Origin of the sequence: Leptospira alexanderi serovar Manhao 3 str. L 60 (genome assembly GCF_000243815.2) — a bacterium.
GTDB classification, from domain to species: Bacteria; Spirochaetota; Leptospiria; order Leptospirales; family Leptospiraceae; genus Leptospira; species Leptospira alexanderi.
Genome location: NZ_AHMT02000022.1, coordinates 1 through 19,588 on the forward strand (window position 1 = coordinate 1; position 19,588 = coordinate 19,588).

9 protein-coding genes and 5 pseudogenes are annotated in these 19,588 nt (G+C 39.2%); 4 read left to right on the top strand and 10 right to left on the bottom strand.

The features are described from left to right. The coding region (locus LEP1GSC062_RS25805) for an LIMLP_19325 family protein (RefSeq protein WP_425268430.1) at positions 1–164 on the top strand (164 nt) is incomplete at its 5' end. A 91-nt stretch (positions 165–255) separates the two neighbouring features. After that, a pseudogene (locus LEP1GSC062_RS07520) lies at positions 256–1,382 on the top strand (helix-turn-helix domain-containing protein). 75 nt (positions 1,383–1,457) lie between these two features. Here LEP1GSC062_RS07520 and LEP1GSC062_RS07525 read toward each other — a convergent pair. The 10 genes and pseudogenes from LEP1GSC062_RS07525 to LEP1GSC062_RS07575 all read right to left on the bottom strand — a co-directional run bounded on the left by LEP1GSC062_RS07525 (position 1,458) and on the right by LEP1GSC062_RS07575 (position 17,077). Continuing rightward, positions 1,458–1,856, bottom strand: coding sequence for a helix-turn-helix domain-containing protein (locus LEP1GSC062_RS07525; protein ID WP_020983882.1), 399 nt, complete (start codon positions 1,854–1,856; stop codon positions 1,458–1,460). Between the two features lie 82 nt (positions 1,857–1,938). Next, positions 1,939–2,319, bottom strand: a pseudogene (locus LEP1GSC062_RS23020) (RHS repeat domain-containing protein); the annotation flags it as partial. A gap of 209 nt (positions 2,320–2,528) precedes the next feature. Then, entirely contained in the window at positions 2,529–2,885 is a 357-nt protein-coding gene (locus tag LEP1GSC062_RS23025; protein WP_155827658.1) for a hypothetical protein, read from the bottom strand. A 556-nt stretch (positions 2,886–3,441) separates the two neighbouring features. Beyond that, positions 3,442–3,669 carry a hypothetical protein gene (locus LEP1GSC062_RS07545; RefSeq protein WP_010576156.1) on the bottom strand — a complete coding sequence of 76 codons (228 nt, stop codon included), beginning with the start codon at positions 3,667–3,669 and terminating at the stop codon, positions 3,442–3,444. Between the two features lie 36 nt (positions 3,670–3,705). Continuing rightward, positions 3,706–4,857, bottom strand: coding sequence for an RHS repeat-associated core domain-containing protein (locus tag LEP1GSC062_RS24625; RefSeq protein ID WP_244265092.1), 1,152 nt, complete (start codon positions 4,855–4,857; stop codon positions 3,706–3,708). 93 nt (positions 4,858–4,950) lie between these two features. After that, positions 4,951–5,616, bottom strand: a complete 666-nt coding sequence (locus LEP1GSC062_RS07555) for a hypothetical protein (RefSeq protein WP_020983879.1) — start codon at positions 5,614–5,616, stop codon at positions 4,951–4,953. Positions 5,617–5,627: 11 nt separating this feature from the next. Next, positions 5,628–6,681, bottom strand: a pseudogene (locus LEP1GSC062_RS21350) (RHS repeat-associated core domain-containing protein); the annotation flags it as partial. 1,410 nt (positions 6,682–8,091) lie between these two features. Continuing rightward, a pseudogene (locus tag LEP1GSC062_RS25810) lies at positions 8,092–8,355 on the bottom strand (RHS repeat-associated core domain-containing protein); the annotation flags it as partial. 479 nt (positions 8,356–8,834) lie between these two features. Next, on the bottom strand, positions 8,835–10,079 hold the full coding sequence (locus tag LEP1GSC062_RS07570) for a Kelch repeat-containing protein (protein WP_039941515.1): 1,245 nt from the start codon (positions 10,077–10,079) through the stop codon (positions 8,835–8,837). Beyond that, positions 10,076–17,077, bottom strand: coding sequence for an RHS repeat-associated core domain-containing protein (locus LEP1GSC062_RS07575; RefSeq protein WP_010576863.1), 7,002 nt, complete (start codon positions 17,075–17,077; stop codon positions 10,076–10,078). The genes LEP1GSC062_RS07570 and LEP1GSC062_RS07575 overlap by 4 nt, the downstream gene beginning before the upstream one ends. A gap of 359 nt (positions 17,078–17,436) precedes the next feature. On the opposite strand from LEP1GSC062_RS07575, the gene LEP1GSC062_RS07580 reads away from it, so the two are divergent. Together LEP1GSC062_RS07580 and LEP1GSC062_RS07585 are read left to right on the top strand one after the other, a co-directional pair. Continuing rightward, positions 17,437–18,321, top strand: coding sequence for an LA_3334 family protein (locus tag LEP1GSC062_RS07580; protein WP_425268431.1), 885 nt, complete (start codon positions 17,437–17,439; stop codon positions 18,319–18,321). A 40-nt stretch (positions 18,322–18,361) separates the two neighbouring features. Further along, a pseudogene (locus LEP1GSC062_RS07585) lies at positions 18,362–19,588 on the top strand (Kelch repeat-containing protein); the annotation flags it as partial.

Genomic DNA, 19,588 nt, shown 5'->3' on the forward strand with positions numbered 1-19,588 from the left:
TTTTCAATTATTTCCAAATAATGCCTTTAGAAATCTCCAATTCCGATTTAGACGAGTATGAAAAGATCTTAAGGAAATCATTAAACGATGAGGACAGAGAAGCAATCTTGAAATTCACAAGTTTCCGTAAGATTTTAACGATCAGAAAAAAATTAAACCTGTAGAATTTTTTCTCTCAATCAATTTGAAAAGCAACGAGTAGATAACACTTTTAAGGATAACGTCCATCGAACCTAGTTCTCCTCCATACCTTATATGAATACTTTCGGAATAGATCATTATAAGAATCTTATAGATTTAATTATTACCTACTTCCACTCCTTTAGTGTGGTTATCGGTATAATTTTAGGATTTATAAAACTTTTTTCAAAGGATGATTTTAAAAAATCTTATGGAACGGTCCTTCATTCTATTGCGTTATTTTTGATTTTAAACAATGGTATTCTTTTCGGCCAAGGAAACTTGCGAACCGAAAACAAAATTACATTCGGATTTTATTATAGCTTAGTGTTATATTCCATTTCGGCCGTTTTTGTCTGTTTCAGCTATGTATTAGAGATTTTAGACCATCCTTGGAATTACTGTAAAAAACTTTTAGGAACGATTCCCGTTACTATTCTATTATCGTATTTGATTCCAAAGCTTTATTTTATTTCTTTCATAGACGTTCTTGGTTTTGGGATTTCCGTATTTACTACTGCTTGGTCTTGCAAAAAGATTTTAATATCTCAAAAATCTATCGTTTACCTCAACTTCCCTTTGATTTCATTCCTAATTTCTATCTGTTTTGTTTTAGATTTTCTTGGCACGCTACTTGATAGAAAAGACTTCTTTTTTATTGCGGAATTGTTAGCCGGATCAGTGCTTTGCTATATCGTTATTTTAGAACGGGCTTGTCCTTTTTTGTTTAGTAAATCTAAATCTACGATTATAAACATAGTTTCAGAACCGAAAGAATCCCCTATTTCTGAAGAAATTCAAGAAGAAACAAAATTTCAAGGTCGCAATTTATTAGAGGGTATCGATTTAAATTCGTTGAAATCAAACTGAATCAATTTATAACTTCCAAAAGATTTAAAGACGAAGAATTGAGACTTCCTGACTTTGCTGCAGACTTAGGCCTTTCCACTCATCAAGCTTCTTACTACCTAAACAAATATCTTAGTAAACGATATAATGATTTTCTGAATTTTTATAGAATAAACGAAGTTAAGATTATGATGAAAAATAAATCTAATTTTAATCTTTTAAATATCGCTCTCGAATGCGGTTTCAATTCTTCATCCTCTTTTCACAGGGCCTGTATTAGGTTTACCGGGAAATCCCCGCGTGACCTTAGAAATTATATTCAGTTAAATTCTAGCAAAGACATAAATTCTTAAAATACAAACTTCTCATTCGAATTTCTAATTCTTTTGTATGATACTTTCATAGATGACAGCTTTAAAGAATTAGGATTATTTTTTCCCTTTCAATAACCTGCCTATCATATCTATGATCATCTTCTGATCCTTGGGAGATAACAGGAAAAAATCTTTGATCATCTTTCGGACTCCAGAAGTTCGATCCAGCTTGCGATGAAATGTATTTTCCGCATCCAAAGCGGCAATATCGAAAGCGTTCATTTTATTTTTTTGTGGCCCATTTTTCATTAAAAGCCAATCCTTTCGAAATCCAAATTTATGTTCGATCACAAGAGCGACTGGATCCGATACATCTCGTTCGCCCGAAAGAATGTTGGAAACCTGTTGCTTGGAAATGCCAACCTCCTCTCCAAATCGGCTCTGAGTCATTCCTGTTTCAGCAATGATCAATCTCAGTCTTCCGGATTGTGTTTTTAAATCAAATGAATTCATTGAATGCTTCTGAGTTGGCAATATTACGGAAGTTAAAGGCCACCCATCGAGAAAGCGCAAGAAATTAACGCATTGTAGGGTTTTGTAAAAACCTTCCGAGTTTCGGTTCGTAATAACGAGATTTGTAATAGTAAAGACCAGTGTCTTTGTCTTCGATCTGTCCTGTAAATTTGTAACGGAATATATCCGGTCCATACGAATCATTTCTATTAATTGATCCGTACGGTTCATATGACACGTAACTCACTCCTGGCTCCGGTCCCGATGCAGGATTGCCCGCTCCGTCCGTTATCATCGTAACAGATCCCAAATGATCCGGGTGATAAAAATACATGTTCCAAGGGGTTAGTGATTAGGAATTAGGGGTTAGGAACTCGCCACTCGAAGCGGGCGTGCCTCTGCGAAAACTTTCCGAACTTCCAGCGCAGAGTCGCGCTCTTCGTTTCAATCTGCAACGCACCATTTCAATCTTTTTATATATTCCCATTTCTGCATTCAGTTCATGGTGCGTTGCAGTATTTCCACTTCGATCGCTCACGCAACTGTAGTCCGATTCTTTCCTGTTGCCCGATCTGAACGTTCTTGTTCAAAACATCCCATCGAAACCGTTTCGTTTTTGCGTTTCCCTTCGTTATGTTGGTTCGGCTCCTGCTATTTTAATTTTTGCGAGGCTCAGTCAGGAGATATCGATCTATAAACTCTTTTTCTTCTTGATTGATAATATATCAAACAACCATCCTCATTTTGTAGCTGCACAACACATAAATCCCTACAATCGTTGCGACGCGTATCTCTTGCAACAAATAGATCTGAATATTCCTCATCACAGCGTTTCAGACATACCTCTAATTTTATATTACAAGCTTTAATTTTTTCAATTTCAGATCTTGTCATAGAAGACCTATCATATTTAACAATTTCCATAGGATTCTCTTGTTGAATCGAGCAAAAGGAAACATAAAAAATCATTTGTAATATCCAAACTAATGATCTTTCATTTACTTCATTCAAAATATTATTTATTTGCAATTGTGTGCATCAAGCAACCGAAGCAAACAGACGTTTATATAAAAATCAGCATCAACCTTGTTGTTGCTACTATTGTTATATACTGGAAGACAAAGCGAAAGGATGGTGGAACTAACCAGTTCACTACAGTCTTTTTGAATTCCAAGATCCTCGCCTCGACAATCAATATAGCAAATTAGAAAAATCAAAATAATAATTCTTTTCATAATAAACTATTTTCCGTACCATAGTTTATGCTTACTCGAACGAAAGCTTTCATAATGGATCGAGCAACAATCAGTACCTATGAATTTATTAATGCATCTATCTTTACAAGTTCCCCAATCAGAATATCGAACACTTAAACTTGGATACTCTTTTTTGCAGTTCAAGATGCACGCATCTAATTTTATATTGCATGCTTTAATCTCTTCGATCTCGGCTCGTGGAATCGATTCTCTTGGTCTTTCGTAATTTTTATAAGTAATAATTTCTTTTTCTTGGTTATTTTTACAAAAAATTACAAATATCATAACAGATAAATATAATATATTTTTCAAATCGGATTTCAAGTATGTCAATCTTTACAAGTCTGCTTTTGCAACAAAAGAGCTAAACACAAATCTATCGTCGCTCTATTTTCTTCTACTGGATACTGAGAGGCTGTCAATAAACCAGGAATGCAAACGCCTTCAAATACATTATTTTTTTGTTCTTTACATGAAGAAAAATCGATTCCCAATTTACTACAATTGATAGTATAAATAAAAACCAAAGATCCAATTACTAATTTTATTTTTGTCATAATTCTATTGCTTCCATTGGTTTAATATTCTGAATACTATTCTCCCGAAGGCGAAGAAACACAAGAAAAGTAGATAAGCATAACGACTGTACCAAAATCAAATTCTTTTCCGCTCCTTCTAATTGAGCCATCAGTTCCAGCAATGCCCCCATGATTATAATAATATTCACCTTCGTAAGCATCTTGAGCTAATGATCTTTGACCTTTGCAACTTACCGTCCCTCCTTTCTCGAAGAAAGTATTGATTCTTTGACCGGGATTAAATTTTGAATCAAACATTCCATTAGTTGGATCCGCTTTTTGATCATGCTTAGCACTATAAGAATTCATAACACCAAGATTGATTATAAATAGCATACGGCATGCATCTGCCCCCATGGTATCCTTACATTCTTTACTATTCGCCCAAACCGCAATTAATTGACCACTTTGATAATTTGCAGTATTTTGAACGTCATTGCCCATAAAGTTCCTCCACCAGGTGCCAATCTTCCTTTGGCTAAAAATCGTATTTCCAACGTCCCAATAATACCTACCCTTCGGAACAAACGTCGCGTTATGCACAAATCGATTAACTCCCTTCGAAATCCCGCTCGTGCTCAACTTCTTGTCTAAGCCATTCGAATTAAAATCCTTCCCCATTGCATGACCAACAATCCGGTTCACCATGTGCATGAGACCGGCACCGCTTACATGACCGCTCGGATCGCGGAAGCTCACGGGATTCCCATCCACATACATATAACGATTCATACCGTTAACGTTAGTCGGCATAACTACCGAATCCGCTTGCAAGAACCTTCCTAACGTCGGCTCGTAATATCTCGATTTGTAATAGTAAAGACCAGTGTCTTTGTCCTCGATTTGTCCCGTAAACTTGTAGCGAAATATATCCGGACCATACGAATCGTTTCGTACAATCGATCCATAAGGTTCATACGACACGTAACTCACGCCTGGTTCCGGACCCGATGCAGGGTTCCCCGCTCCGTCCGTAATCATTTGAATCGATCCCAAATGATCCGGATGAAAAAAGTACATGTTCCAAGGGGTTAGTGAATAGGAATTAGGCATCAGGGGCGTGCCTCTGCGAAATCTTTCTTGTCTTCCAGCGTAGAGTCGCGCTCTTCGCTTCAATCTGCAACGCACCATTTTAATCTTTTTGTATATTCTTGTTTCTTCATTCATATCATGGTGCATAGCAGTATTTTCGTAAACTCAATGATCGCTCACGCGGTTGTAGTTAAATATCTTACTGCCATTTGATCCGAACGCCCTTATTCAATACAACCCCTTCGAAATCTTTCCAATTCTTGCGTTGCTCTTCGTTATGTTAGTTTGGCTATCTGCTATTTTAGTTTTTGCGAGACTTATTCCTTCTGTAAGCATGTGAATAAAAATTTTCTCAATTTTTGAATTATAACTATACCACGGATAAAATATGGCTAATGAAACTGAAATAAATGAAGTAAATTTATATCCTTCAGGATAAACATTTTCAAACCAAAGCAAATTATCGTTTTGATCGTAAAAACTCAAGTAGAGATAGCATTTCGTTGGGCTAATTATTGGTAATATACCAAAAGAATACAATGTGAATGGAGTATTTATCAAGATTATAGGTAAAGAGTTTATACAATTGAATTTCGCATAACTAGAATGCTCACCTTCTGATATCTTATCATTCGTTAAATTTTTATTAATCTCTACTTCTATATTCTTGATAATTTCTTTGGTTATTGATGAAAAAATTAAAGGATATTCCGTGTCTTCTTGTGCAATTGAAAATGAATATTTAAATTTGGCAAAGACTGAAATATGAAAAGATTTTAATGATTTATTTTGAACAGGTTTATTGAGTGTATCATTGTCTATAAATATTGTAGCACAACAAGTCATGAATAAACCAATGAAAACAAACAACATATTAGAGATTATTTTTTTCATTTATTACCTACTTAATCTGGGGAAGGTGAGCTTGAAACATAGAAACAAATTGGATTTCCTGCTTCATAGCCGCAAGTAACTATCTTCTCTGGATTCTTATGATGATACATATCATTACCTTTTTGAAATGTAGATATTCCAGTCCCTACGAGAAATGGTCCTATGTATTCGTGACCTGCAATGGTAGCAATTATTCCGACGACAAACTGAAAGGTCCCATCTACCATTAATAAGGTACCGCCACCTGTTTCAATTTGCTCCTTGCGATGTTCTTTTGCGGCTCGATGTCCATAAAAATACCCTTGGGCCATAGCTTCTAGATCCCAATTCGTTTGCAAACCGACAACGACCGCTTGTTTCCAAGCTTCTTTAGTTCCTACTTTACTAGGGGCACTAAATGCTCTTTTTGAAAATCGATTCACACCTTTCGAAATTCCACTCGTACTCAATCTCTTGTCGAGACCATGCGGACCAAAATCCTTCCCGATCGCATGACCGATAATCCGATTCACCATGTGCATCAGTCCAGCGCCGCTAACGTGCCCACTCGGATCTCTGTATGAAACAGGATTTCCATCCACATACATGTAACGGTTCATACCATTCACGTTAGTCGGCATTACTTGAGAGTCCGCTTGTAAAAATCTTCCGAGGATCGGTTCATAATATCTTGATTTGTAATAGTAAAGACCAGTATCCTTGTCCTCGATTTGTCCCGTAAATTTGTAACGGAATATAATCCGGTCCATACGAATCATTTCTATTAATTGATCCGTACGGTTCATATGACACGTAACTCACTCCCGGCTCCGGTCCACTTGCAGAATTGCCCGCTCCGTCCGTAATCATTTGAATCGATCCCAAATGATCCGGATGATAGAAATACATTCCGGTTACGGGCATTCCTCCGACAGATCCGCCGCCTGTCATCCCTACTCCTGGATTTTGGATGTTCGGTGTTCCCGGTGCTACGTTTGCGCCCATTGCCAAGATCCAAGGCGGATCGCCCTCTTTCCCGCCCGTTCCCGGCAACACTCCACATCCGGGTAAAGATGTTACGACGCTTCGAGTGACTAGTAAATAGGAATTAGATGTTAGGGGCGTGCCTCTGCGAAATCTTTCCGAACTTCCACCGCAGAGTCGCGCTCTTCGTTTCAATCTGCAACGCACCATTTCAATCTTTTTGTATATTCCTGTTTAATAATTCATAACATGGTGCGTTGCAGGATTTTTACTTCGATCGCTCACGCAACTGTAATTGATGTTTTCCTGTTGCTCAATTTGAACGCTATTGTCAAGATAACACCTCGAAATCTTTTCGATTTTGCGTTGCTCCCCGTTACATTACTCATCTCTGGATAATAGAGTGTCTAAAATTCTGCCTCCAAACGTGGGATTTGTGCTCAAACTAACGGTACTCTATTTTATAGGGATTAGTAGTTTGGCCCTCTGCTATTTTAGTTTTTGAGAGGTTTAGGCTATTTTCGACTTGTTCTGTAATACATTAAACAACCAAAAGTCTCTTTCACAAATTGAACACAAGAGTCTCTACATCTCCCTCTTTGATAATCATATATTCTTCGATTAGGGAATTTATCATTACATTCAGACAAACACGTATCCAATTTTGAATAACAATATTTTATTTCTTCCGAATTGCCTGTTATCGGTTCAAAATTCGAAATTTTGTAAGAACTTGGCTTCTTCGCATCTATAGTTTCAAAAATACATACGAAAGAAAAAAATATCATCAAACTTGATATCTTTATTGAAAGTCTTTTTTTATCTAAAAAGAGCATACTTTGTATTCTATTGTTTCAAAAATTAATCACAACCTAGCGCATACCACTGGATGCAAATATCTATATATTTACTTTGATTAGATTCCGGAGCAAGCAAAGCCTTTTTTTCCAAACATTCAACAAAGCATTTTCTTTGCTTATAATTGTCGCTTCTTCCATCAGACATATGATGAATATCATATAAAATATTACATGAAAAAAGTAATAATAAAATATTCGAAAAGATAATTATTATAAATAGAGTTTTCATATAACAAGCAGCCCCTATATTAATTTATTTTGTGTCACTATATGATTGTGTATCTTTACTTGAATCATGATAATATCCTTCGTATTCCCAACGACCATCGACAGTTGGGCCTTTGAAAGTAATTCCTACTTGGACATCATTGACTAATTTCTTATTCCAACGTTGAGCTTTATCTTCATAATCTTTCAATGCCCATGCTTGGATAAGATCGCAAGCCAATGGACTTTGCTTATTACATATTTCATTAACCCAATAGATTTTAACTTGGCGTCTTATCCAATCTTCTTCATAAACGACTGGCTGGGAGCCAAAGTTATCCTGTGCAGCAGATGTTGCATTATTATTTGCTTTTATTGTTGGATCAACTTGCTGCTTAATCCAATGAATTATCCCTTTCTTACCTATCGCATTATCCCAAAACTTTCCTGCATTGAGATAATACCGCCCCTTCGGAATAAACGTCGCGTTATGCACAAATCGGTTTACACCTTTCGAAATCCCACTCGTACTCAATCTCTTGTCGAGACCATTCGAATTAAAATCCTTCCCGATCGCATGACCGATAATCCGATTCACCATGTGCATCAGTCCCGAACCCGAAACATGACCACTTGGATCTCTGTATGAAACTGGATTCCCATCCACATACATATAACGATTCATACCGTTAACGTTATCTTGTAGTATACGCTCTAAATACGTGGTTTCTGGATGAACGGTAATACATATAACATCCATCCGTATTCAAAATCTTATCAATACATCGGTCTCTACAATTTTCCCTATTTGAGTTCTCTAAATATGAATAGGGATTTTTCTCGTTGCATCCTTTCAGACACAGATCCATTTTCATCGCACATTCTTTTAGATAATTAGTTTCTACTTTTTGATTTTCATTAGGTAAAAATTGTTCATATTTGTTTCTAATAATCTTTTCTTGCGAATCGGAAAAGCAAGTTATATGGATAAATAAAACACAAAACAAAGCCATTATTAAATTAGTCTTCATTCTAATATACTATTGATACTTTCTGATACAACTCCGTTGTGGCTTTTATGAAGCCGCTCTTTTCTTTGTCCGGATTTCCGGACAATCCTTTTCAGGTTTCACGGGACGATGCAGGGCTCTCTATTATTTTAGTTTTTGCGAGAGTATTTACAAGCTATCATTGCAAGAAAATTCTTGTTATTGTTATCGAATTTGTTTGCAAATCAATAAGTTCCCCTGAATTATCGGTATTGATATCATTAACGAAAAATCCATCAGATTCAATACCGCCGAAAACAAAAAGCTTTCCACTATTTAAGACTTCTAATATTGGATTGGCTCTGGGGCTTAGTAGGCTGATCTTTTTTACATACTTATTGTCGGTATTTTGAAAAACTTCACACGATGATGTAGGCTTAGATATTTTTTCATTATCAATGAATACATATCCTCCACAAATTATTACATTCCCATTTGATAAAAGATTCGATGTATGCGACCTTCTAGGAATATTTAGAGGAGAAGTGGTTAAAGCAAACAACCCGGTACCAGGAACATATATTTCTCCAAAAGGTTCATAACTAGTATGAGTTGCATTATCAATGACCCTACCGGAGGTGATGAGTACTGTTCCATTAGCAAGCAAAGTAGAAGTGTGACGAGCCCTAGAATGTAGTAAATTTCCAGTATTACTAAATGAACCAGTGTTTGGATTATATAGCTCAACAGATGAAAGCTGTGAATTTACCCCATCACTACCTCCGGCAATCAATACATTTCCAACATCTAACGTAGTAGCTGTATGATAAAACCTACCTACAGACATTTCGTTATTGCCCAACGTAATAGCATTGGAAGTTGGATTAAATACCTCTATTGACTTAACTACTTGGCCTTGAACTCCAATACCTCCTGAAATAAAAATATTACCATTATTCAGTTTAGTTGAAGCGAAATAAACTCTTCCGAAGTTTAATTTCGATCCGATCGTAAAACTCTTAGTTAACGGATCATAAATCTCTAACGAAAGAATCAGAAGATTATCATAGCCAGCACCTCCAGCAATTAGTACTTTGCCAGAATCTAAAAGATGCATTGCAAAGGAAGTTCTTTCAAAGTTCATATCTCCAGCATATTTTACAATATTATCTACTTCATTGAAACTGTAACAAGATTTATAGATTGTGCCCATCCCATTGGTGCCGCCGCAAAACAAGACACTACCATCTAAAAGTTTTACAGAAGAATGCGCAAATCTACCCTGAAAACCTACATTTCTCAGAAACTGAATAATTACTAATTGTTCATTAGAAATTAACGGAGTATGTTCATACTTACAATTCATTTGTAGAAACAAAAGTACAATGCTAAATATATACAAAAATCGATTTAAGAAAAAATAATTAGATCTATTTTTCATTATTTTCCACCTGTCCCTGTTGTTGCACAATGTTCCGGTATAGGATTTTGATTTCCATCTTGCGGGTCACCACTTTCAGTAGCCCCACAATATCCACCGCTAAACCGTGTTGTATACCAAAGATACAAAACGAACCCTTCTGTTCTAGGTTTTATCTTCGTTGGTCGATTTCCATTAAACATATTACCACGATTGTAAAATCTGGATCCATCACGCTGATTTTTTCCAGTGGCAATTGCAATAATAATAGCACAAGTTTCCTTACCGAGATTATCATTACATTCTTTACTCAATCCAAATAACCCTATCCCAACATCAACGGCATAATTCGCAGAGCTCTGGTATGAATCATTTCTCATAAAGGTATTCCACCAGGTGCCAATCTTCCTTTGGCTAAAAATCGTATTTCCAACGTCCCAATAATACCTACCTTTCGGAACAAACGTCGCGTTATGCACAAATCGATTCACACCTTTCGAAATTCCGCTCGTGCTCAATCTCTTGTCGAGACCATTCGCACCAAAATCTTTCCCTATTGCATGACCAACGATCCGATTCACCATGTGCATCAGTCCCGAACCCGAAACATGCCCACTCGGATCTCTGTATGAAACAGGATTTCCATCCACATACATGTAACGGTTCATACCGTTCACGTTAGTCGGCATTACTTGAGAGTCCGCTTGTAAAAATCTTCCGAGGATCGGTTCATAATATCTTGATTTGTAATAGTAAAGACCAGTATCCTTGTCCTCGATTTGTCCCGTAAACTTGTAGCGAAATATATCCGGACCATACGAGTCGTTACGATTAATCGATCCGTATGGTTCGTAAGAAACGTAACTCACGCCTGGTTCCGGACCCGATGCAGGGTTCCCCGCTCCGTCCGTAATCATTTGAATCGATCCCAAATGATCCGGATGAAAAAAGTACATTCCGGTTACCGGCATTCCTCCGACAGATCCGCCGCCGGTCATTCCACCTCCCGGATTTTGGATGTTCGGTGTTCCCGGTGCTACGTTTGCGCCCATTGCCAAGATCCAAGGCGGATCGCCCTCTTTCCCGCCCGTCCCCGGCAACACTCCACATCCGGGTAAAGATGTTACGACAAAAAGGGAAAGGATCAGTGCAGGAGTTCCCACAGCGCGCCAACCAAGTCTGACAAGTAACTCATTTCCATTTAGGAAATAAGGATACGATAAATAAAGGATTCCTAATAATAGCAAGAAATAAAATGCGTTGTAATACTGGGTCGGAGCTCCAGCCTGAAAGTATTTAGAATATCCGAATATGGAAATAAACTCAGATTGAACCCGGTTTTTCCAGTAATTTCCGCAATCAATCGTTACATCCTTGCAAAACAAATTTGTGGTAGCTCCCACAAACGATTCGATGGAAAAACTACTTGCAATTTTTTCTGTTCTAGGTCCGTCAGCTCCCGCAATCTGTAACGTCGCGTCTTCTCTTGTCCACTGCGCGACCAAATCTCCTTGCAATCCCCGAACATACAAAGTATGTCTTTCCGGTATTCCTGGGTTTCGAACGATTTCGTAATTTTCACCTAACGTATATGTTGAAATCAGAGATATGTCCGATACCGACTTCACTCGGTTTCCTTGAAAGTCGTAAGTATTGCTGATCGAACTACTCGTCGCATACGGGGTCAATTCGATCAGTTTTCCGTAACTGTCATAACGTAACGTGTCTCCGTTTCTTGAAACCATGTTCCCGCTCGCATCATATCCATAGTTCAACGTTCCAGTGCTTGGACTTGTGGCCGTTGTCACTGCGTTCGCGTGGGTTCCGTCGCCATAGTTTAAGGTATATGCGCCCTTTTGAATTAGATTTCCGTTTGCTGAAAAGCCAAAATTCTGTGTTCCGTATTTACCAGTTGCTTGGGTCACCCTTCCTAAATTGTCTAAAGTAAAGTTCTGGGTTCTTGTAGGGTTCAACTTGTCTTCAATTCTTGTAATATTTCCTTTAGAGTCGTATGTAAGTTCTGTGTTACCAATTACACTTCCATCCGGTTTTTTAGAAAGAATTGTTAATGGCTTTTTGTCCAAAGGCTCAAACCCGATTTCCATCGTCACTCCGTTTCCGGTCGTTCTTCTTACCGATGGGTTTCCGTTTGTGTCTAAGTAAGGCCCTTGATAGCTAACTACCGTGTGTCCGATGCTCGTTCCATCCGCGCTGTCCATTGTAATACTCGATAACGTACCGTTAGGGGAATAGAAATTGTGAAGCTTTGTTCCATCCGGATACGTTTCTGTGATCAGTCTTCCGAGGGAATCATAGTCCCTCTTGAAAATTGCGGTGATATCATCCACATACTTCGTCTTCTGGATCGTCTCCCCTCTTTGATTGTAGAAAAACTTTGTAATTCCCGCTCCGTCCGATATTTGTGTTACGCGCCCTTTCGAATACGGAACACTTCCATCGTCGTACACATATTGCACCGGAACTTCCGGACCGTTTGTATTTTGGGCGAGGATTCTTCCTAAAATGTCATAGCTAAAACTAATCGTCTTACCCCGAGCGTCGGTTTGAGAAGACAACCGACCCAAAGAGTTGTACGAATAAGTGATCGTGCCCGAATTCGGATCTTGTGTGCTAATCCTTCTTCCTAAAGAATCATACGTAAAGGTAGAAGTAAGTCCGCCCGGGTCCGTGACCGTACTTACTTCCCCAAACGGGGAATAAGCGTAGGAAATCGTTCTTCCATTTTCGGTTTTGTTCATCGTCTGTCCGAGTTCGTTCTTAGTAACGACTTCCGTTTTGGTTTGTCCGTCCGGATAGGCGGTTGTTTTTGTTTCGGTAAATGCCGTCTTGGTTACGTTAGTCGTAATCACTCCGCCGCCGGGACTCGGTTCCGTGATCGAGGTCAGTTCCCCGTCGGGATCATTGTATTGAAAGTTCGTATATTGAGGCGCGATACTGGTATAGTATTCGTTGGATTTGCGTATGAGTTGGCCTTTTGTATAGTCATAAAGGCTTTCTTCGATCAAGTTCACTCCTGCAAATGCAGTGTTACTTTCACTTCGAACCGTATTGCCCAAGGGATCGGTAAATATACGAGTCGTACTCGTATTCCCGCTTACATTGTCCCGAATCGTTTTCGTTACAGACTCGTTGTTATTCAAATTTGCTAAATCGTATTCGCCCATGTTCGTATATGCGTACGTTTCATTCGGACTGGATTCTCCTGGATACGTTACGTTCGCCTTCCTTCCATACGCGTCATAACCGGTTAATGCAATCGCTCCGTTTGGATCTGTCGATGAAGTTTCAAGTCCCATCGCAAGATCATACGCAGTAGTCGTGACATGTCCCAGTGCGTTTGTTTTTGTCACCGGAAAAAGATTCAAAACCGCGTCATACGAAATCGTATTCACTCCGATAGACGGATCATTGATCGAAATCACATTCCCGAAAGAATCGGATCCGAACGTTGTAGTAATTGGAGACGCGCTCGAAGGAAACTGAGTTTGAGAAGTGATCGTATCTCCCGTATATCCGAATTGCGTGTCTTCTACCCAAGTCCCGTCTACGTTCTTTCTCTTACGCAAAACCCTACCCATTCTCCAGGTCGTTGTATCGTGCAAATAACTCGTTGTGTTCGTAATCGAATGGGATCCCAAATTCTCCGCTTCACTCGTTGGAAATCCGTATCCATCATACGAAATCGTTTTGTTCGAAGTTAAAACAAGATTTCCATCGTGATACGAATTCGATACTACACTTCCAGGAACTGCAATCTCTGTCCCAAAAGGATTCGGAAAGTTGAATGCAGAATACGTTGTATTACTCATCAAATTGCTGTTTGCGTTGTAACTTCTCGTAGCTTGAGCCGCACCCGCTAAACGATAATCATTTTGAAAAAAGTCTGTGACCTGATAAAATCCTGTGTTTATATCCGTTTCCCGCACAGAAGCAAACCCTAAACTTCTCGAAACAGCACGAGTTGCTAAATACTGTCTTGCGTTTGTATATTGATACGTTGTGGTCTTTACAATCCCGGCCCCTAGTCCTTGAGTATTTTGAGTCACCAAAAATCCAGGGGACACACTCGGAAGATCCGGATAATTTCCGGAACCTACGTTCACCGCTCCTGGATGTGTGTTTTTAAGTCCGTATTGAACATTCGAACTTTGACCCGCTCCGTTGGATGTGGATAACAACATGTCTTCCCCGGAGTTTCGAGCAGCATTGGTTCGATAATAAATTTTACCTACCGATTTGTCTGAAGAAAGGAATGCAATACTCACATCAGAAACTCCATCCAAGTTCATATCTTGCAGAGAAATCTGATACAAATCCGATCTTTCAATTCCGTTAGAATCCGTATATTCTTGAGTGGAAAATCCTCCAAAAGAATAACCAGGGCTATAATAAAAAGCTCCGTCTCCTCTGGAAAGATATGTTTCTATTACATGACTTTCTCTATTAAACAATACTAAATCGGATAAACCGTCTCCATTCACTTCTCCGAAATTAAACTGAACTAGGTTTTTGCCGTTTCCAGCGTTTAAGCCTGTAATCACGGGAGGTAAAAAACTGCTTCCTGTAAAAATTGAGACTGAAACTTGAGTCCCTATAAAAGAAATAAAATCTAAAACACCGTCCCCGTTTACATCAGCGAGGGTACTTCTATCCGCGTCTATCTGATTAGAAAGGGAGTAGGTTCGTATTTGAGAACTCCCGTTACTTGTATTGAAACTTCTCACTTGAAGCGCGTAGGTCGCTTGTCCCAAAGTTCCTTGCGCATAGATCGAGGCGATTTGTGTGTTAATCGCCTGGCTTTGTTGTCCCACAAAATTCATTTTTGCGCTTACGATATTGTCTAAAGCGGCTTGGAGAGTCGCTACTTCGGAAACCGTATACGCATACCCGCTGCCGTTGGTTTCCCAAATATCGGCCAGGAAACCATACCCGTTCGTATTTAAGTAATCAATGAGATTCTGATATTCCATCGGATCCACGGTTACACCAAGAGCCAAAGGATAAAGATCCGTAACCGCCTTCACTCTTGCATGATTGGTTTGATACTGCGCCATCAAAACATCCAATGCGGCTTTCTGTGCCTGGAGAGCCGTCAATGTGGAGTTATCATACGTCTGGACGAGCTGAACATAATCCGCCTTTCCGTCTCCCGTTACATCGATCATCGAATTGATATAGAAGTCGCTCCCTCCTCCGATTACAATCGGATTGTCAAAGTAGCTTTCCCGATTGATATATATGGAAAAACTTCCTCCGTTCGAATGTACAAAGTCGGTCAGTTCGTCCCCGTTCATATCCGCAAAAAAATCGGCTACGGGTCGATTGCTCGCAAGTGGAGTCGCATTACTCGGTGAATATTGAAATCTGTACTCATACGGACTGAATACCTTCATGTCTCGATTCGCACCGACCAGATTCACATTTCCAAAAACCACCGGAGAACTGAAGTTTCCTCCCGTGGAATAAACCGCCCAAAGTTGACCCCCGTCTTCATATACAAAGTCTGTCTTTCCGTCTCCGTTTAAGTCTGTGGGTTGATAAAACGTATTGTAATGAATTGGCACATTAGGACCATTGAATGTTACAGGACCTTGTCCAATCCTTTGGATGTGTCCTACTAAATGGATCGATCCATCCGCTTCGTTTCCATTTAATGTAGCAAAATCAAGAATTCCGTCTCCGTTTAAATCCATCGGTAACCACGCGGTCAACGCGGAATCCACTCCGTTGTCACAAGCCCAAGGCCCGCCCCAACTTAGGAAACTAAGACAGTTACCGGCCAGATAATTAAAAAAGCCGCCATTCCCTCCCCAACAGATCGGAATAGCCGCACAAAGGCAAGATGCGATTCCCAAATTGCACGCGTTACGATCCGGAACGGGAACTTTGACTACATACTGCAAGGACGCGTCTACATTAGAATCTAACGCGGACGGATGATACGGTAAACCTCCATTAAAATATACATTCAATACATCTAATGCAATGTTAGGCATAAATACGATCAACGATATCGTATTACTCAGTGTTTGGTAGTCTATGTTTCCGGGCGAAAAATTTCCTGAATGATTTGTATAGGAAAAATTCAGATCTGCAAAATTCTCAGAACCAAAGGTATTACTTCCAGATCGTTTGATTTTTTGTAAAACCGACCTTCCAGTTACAGGTCCGGTTGTATAATCCAGATCATAAGTCCGAAAGGTCGCTCCTCCGACCAGAATCTCGATTGTATCTAGCCGTCTTTGGGTTCTAATTAAGGTTCCTAAAGAGTAGTTCGGAATTTTGTCGTTTCGATTTTCGTAGTTAAACCGGATCGTTCTGTCGTTATATGTGATCGTAGAAGGATAATAGTCTCCGTTCGCTACATCAATCGGCGTATATGTGACGTCATATCCGTTTCCAAACGGATCTTCTTCTCTCGAAAGAGCCCATTCTCTGATCGATCCGGCCGTTCTTCCCAGAGCCGGAATTCGGGAATCCAAACTTCCACCAAAGATATATTTTCTTCCGTCTTTGTTCGTAGCAATCCAAGTACAAGGTCCGTCTCCGCAAGTTCCCTGCGGTTCAAATTTTATATATGATTCTTTTCTAGTATGATAGACAGTTTTATTTCCACTTATGTCCACGAGCTCGCCCGACAAACCGGAAACATACGAATCTTGGCCGTTGTAGTTGATTCCGTTCGATGGATTTCTGGAAATAGTTGGAATTCCATTTAAACTCCAACCATATCCTACGAGTCCGTTTCCTCCGTTTGAATTGTACGACAAGGAAAGATCCGGAATCACCCCCTTTGTTCCAGGTGGAAGTTCTATTTCTACGTGAGTCGATGCAGATCCGTCTGGACCCGCTTGGATTACAGGAAGTTTTTGAGGAATTCCACCCGCAATAGCGGAAGTTAATGCGTTAAACACATTTTGAATCCCTTCTAACAAAGAAAAATTGAATACAAAAAGAATCGAAACTCCAACAAATACTATTCCAATAAATCGCAATTTCATATAAAAAACCTCTAAAATCTTTGTTCACTAAACTATAGTTAGTTGCAGATTCCCTAACACTCTCTAATACAGTCCTCAAATAGAAAACTTTATATTTTGTGATGTTTTAGCCACTTGTACACGAATAAATGATTTCTAGGAATTACTTTTTCGTTTTTAAATTACATTGATGAATGTTTTGTATTTATAAATTATAATTTTAAACTAATGTTAATTCGAAGTATTGGCTTTTATTCTCTATTTTATAAAATGATGATATTTCAAATTATAAACATTTGAAATACGAAGAATATTCTATTTACAAGAAAGCGCATTTCATACTTTTGGATGTAATTTATGAATGGTTTTATTCAATGTTAGTGAAAAGAAAATTATATATTCTAATTTTTGCATGTATTTCACACTTTTCCCCCGCCCTATTCGCCTCCGAACTTCTTCTCAAATCAGGAGAAGCGTTTCTAATCGAAGAAATCAACGAAAGCGCGGATGTAGTACAACTTCGCTGGAAAGGACGACAGTACAAAATCCCAAAATCTGAAATTCAAAGAATCGATTATTTAAAAAAAGGTCCGGAATCGTCGTATCATTATTCGGAATTTCGTTTAACCGACGGTAGTTCTATCCGAGGAATCATCGTTGAAAAGAAAAAAGACAAACTCGTATTTCGAACCGAGTTAGGGTTTGTAGAAGTCGAAAAATCCAAAATTCAAAACTTAAACGTGAATTCTTTGGAAACAGAAAATGAATCTCCCGAGTTACCTGACAAATACCTTTCCGGTAGATCCGGAGAAAACTTACTCTACGCAGGTGGTAACCTCCTCTTTCAGGCAAATCTTGGGTCTTGGCACAGGAATAATCCCGGAACCGCCGGTCTTGGGTTTTTTATCGAAAAAGGTTTTTTGAACCATCCACTTTGGTTTTTCGGATTTCTTTCCGAGTATTCTGTCGCACCCGGCGTTCAAGGTTCTATCAATCTCTGGAATCAATCCATCTATTTCGGTAAACAATTCGGCAGCTTTGCCCCCTACTTCCTATTAGGCGGCGGGGCGACTTCTGTTCAATGGAAGAGCGACTCTCGTTCCTTCAACGGAACCGATCCAGAACTTTTAGGGGAAGTCGGTTGGGCTTGGGAGTTTGCAAACGGATCTCGTCTTAGACTCGGACTTAGATCTCAATGCACTTTTGAATCCGGGGATTCTTTATGCAGGTCCGGAATTCGTATCTCTTGGGGGCTTTTGTTATGATTTTATTTTTCAAAAAAGAAAGGCAATTAGGATACATTCCATGTTAAACGCGTCCCCCAACCATCCGGAGATTTTAACACCTATTTACGGAACTTTGCAGGTGATTTTTTCAAACTTGAGAATCAATCGTATTTTTAAGATAACTCGGTTTACCTTTTTTTTCACACTAATCTTGCATTTTTTCAACTGTCAAAACTCTCCGCTTTCCAATATTCACGATGCGGGAAACGCCAAGGTTACATTCGCATTTGTTTCCCAACTAGGCCCTCGTTCTGCGACTCTCTCTTGGGAATGTTCCTCTTCTCTACCGGGTTCCGTTTTGTACGGCAAAGGTGCAATCGAATCCGTTGTTACTAGTTTAGAAAATTCTAAAATTCATTCTATGATTCTTCCCAATCTCGAATCCAATACCGATTATCTCGTGTATGTTTTTTGTTCTTCCGACTTAAACAAACTTCAAGGAGTTCCTCTTACTTTTAAAACTTGGATCAGTGATTTTCCAAACAGGACTCGTGGTCTTTGGGTTGTGGGTGGAATCGGCGCGGACGCTTCTCCCGTTGCTGAAATTGATTTTTTTGATCCTGTAACTTCTACTTGGTATCCGGCCGCAACTTCGATTCCCACACCCCGCGCTTTTGCAAACATAGTCTCTCACAAAAATAAAATCTATATTATAGGCGGAATGGAAAAACAAGGAATCAACTACATAGCTTCTAAAAAAACTGAAGTCTATGATCCGTATACAAACCAATGGACAACTCTTGCAGATATGCCCGTCGCCAATCAAGGAGGTGTAATCGCTTCAGTCGGAGAAGAAATTTTTATCATCGCGGGAACGACAACTATAGATATGGTGACCGGTACGATTTTAAATACGGTTTCTCGTTTTGCTCCTGGAATCGGACAAAATGGTTTATGGCAAAGTTATACGTCTCTCACAGCGATTTTTTCCAGAGTAGATATGTCCGGTTGTGGTCTCAAATGGAAATATCTTTTTTACCGGAGGAAGATTCACAAACGACGGAACCTCTCAAGCCACGTCCGATTCCTATTCCCCTTCGATCAATTCCACGTCTGCCGCTGGAGAACCTTCTATTACAATCGCAAGGCACGGTGCGGGTTCCGCTTGTGTTAAACCTTTAAATAGTGATCCATTCCCTACAGATCCTGAATGGATTGCAGTCATCGGAGGTTCTACAGGAGTTAGCACTCTACAACCGATCACTTCCATTACTATAACGAATAGAACCGACTTTTTTCAAAACGG

Bases quoted from the DNA above. Each gene is read 5' to 3' on its own strand.
- LEP1GSC062_RS07525 (WP_020983882.1), bottom strand. From the start codon at position 1,856: ATGAATTCATTTGATTTAAAAACACAATCCGGAAGACTGAGATTGATC.
- LEP1GSC062_RS07545 (WP_010576156.1), bottom strand. From the start codon at position 3,669: ATGACAAAAATAAAATTAGTAATTGGATCTTTGGTTTTTATTTATACT.
- LEP1GSC062_RS24625 (WP_244265092.1), bottom strand. From the start codon at position 4,857: ATGAATGAAGAAACAAGAATATACAAAAAGATTAAAATGGTGCGTTGC.
- LEP1GSC062_RS07555 (WP_020983879.1), bottom strand. From the start codon at position 5,616: ATGAAAAAAATAATCTCTAATATGTTGTTTGTTTTCATTGGTTTATTC.
- LEP1GSC062_RS07575 (WP_010576863.1), bottom strand. From the start codon at position 17,077: ATGAAATTGCGATTTATTGGAATAGTATTTGTTGGAGTTTCGATTCTT.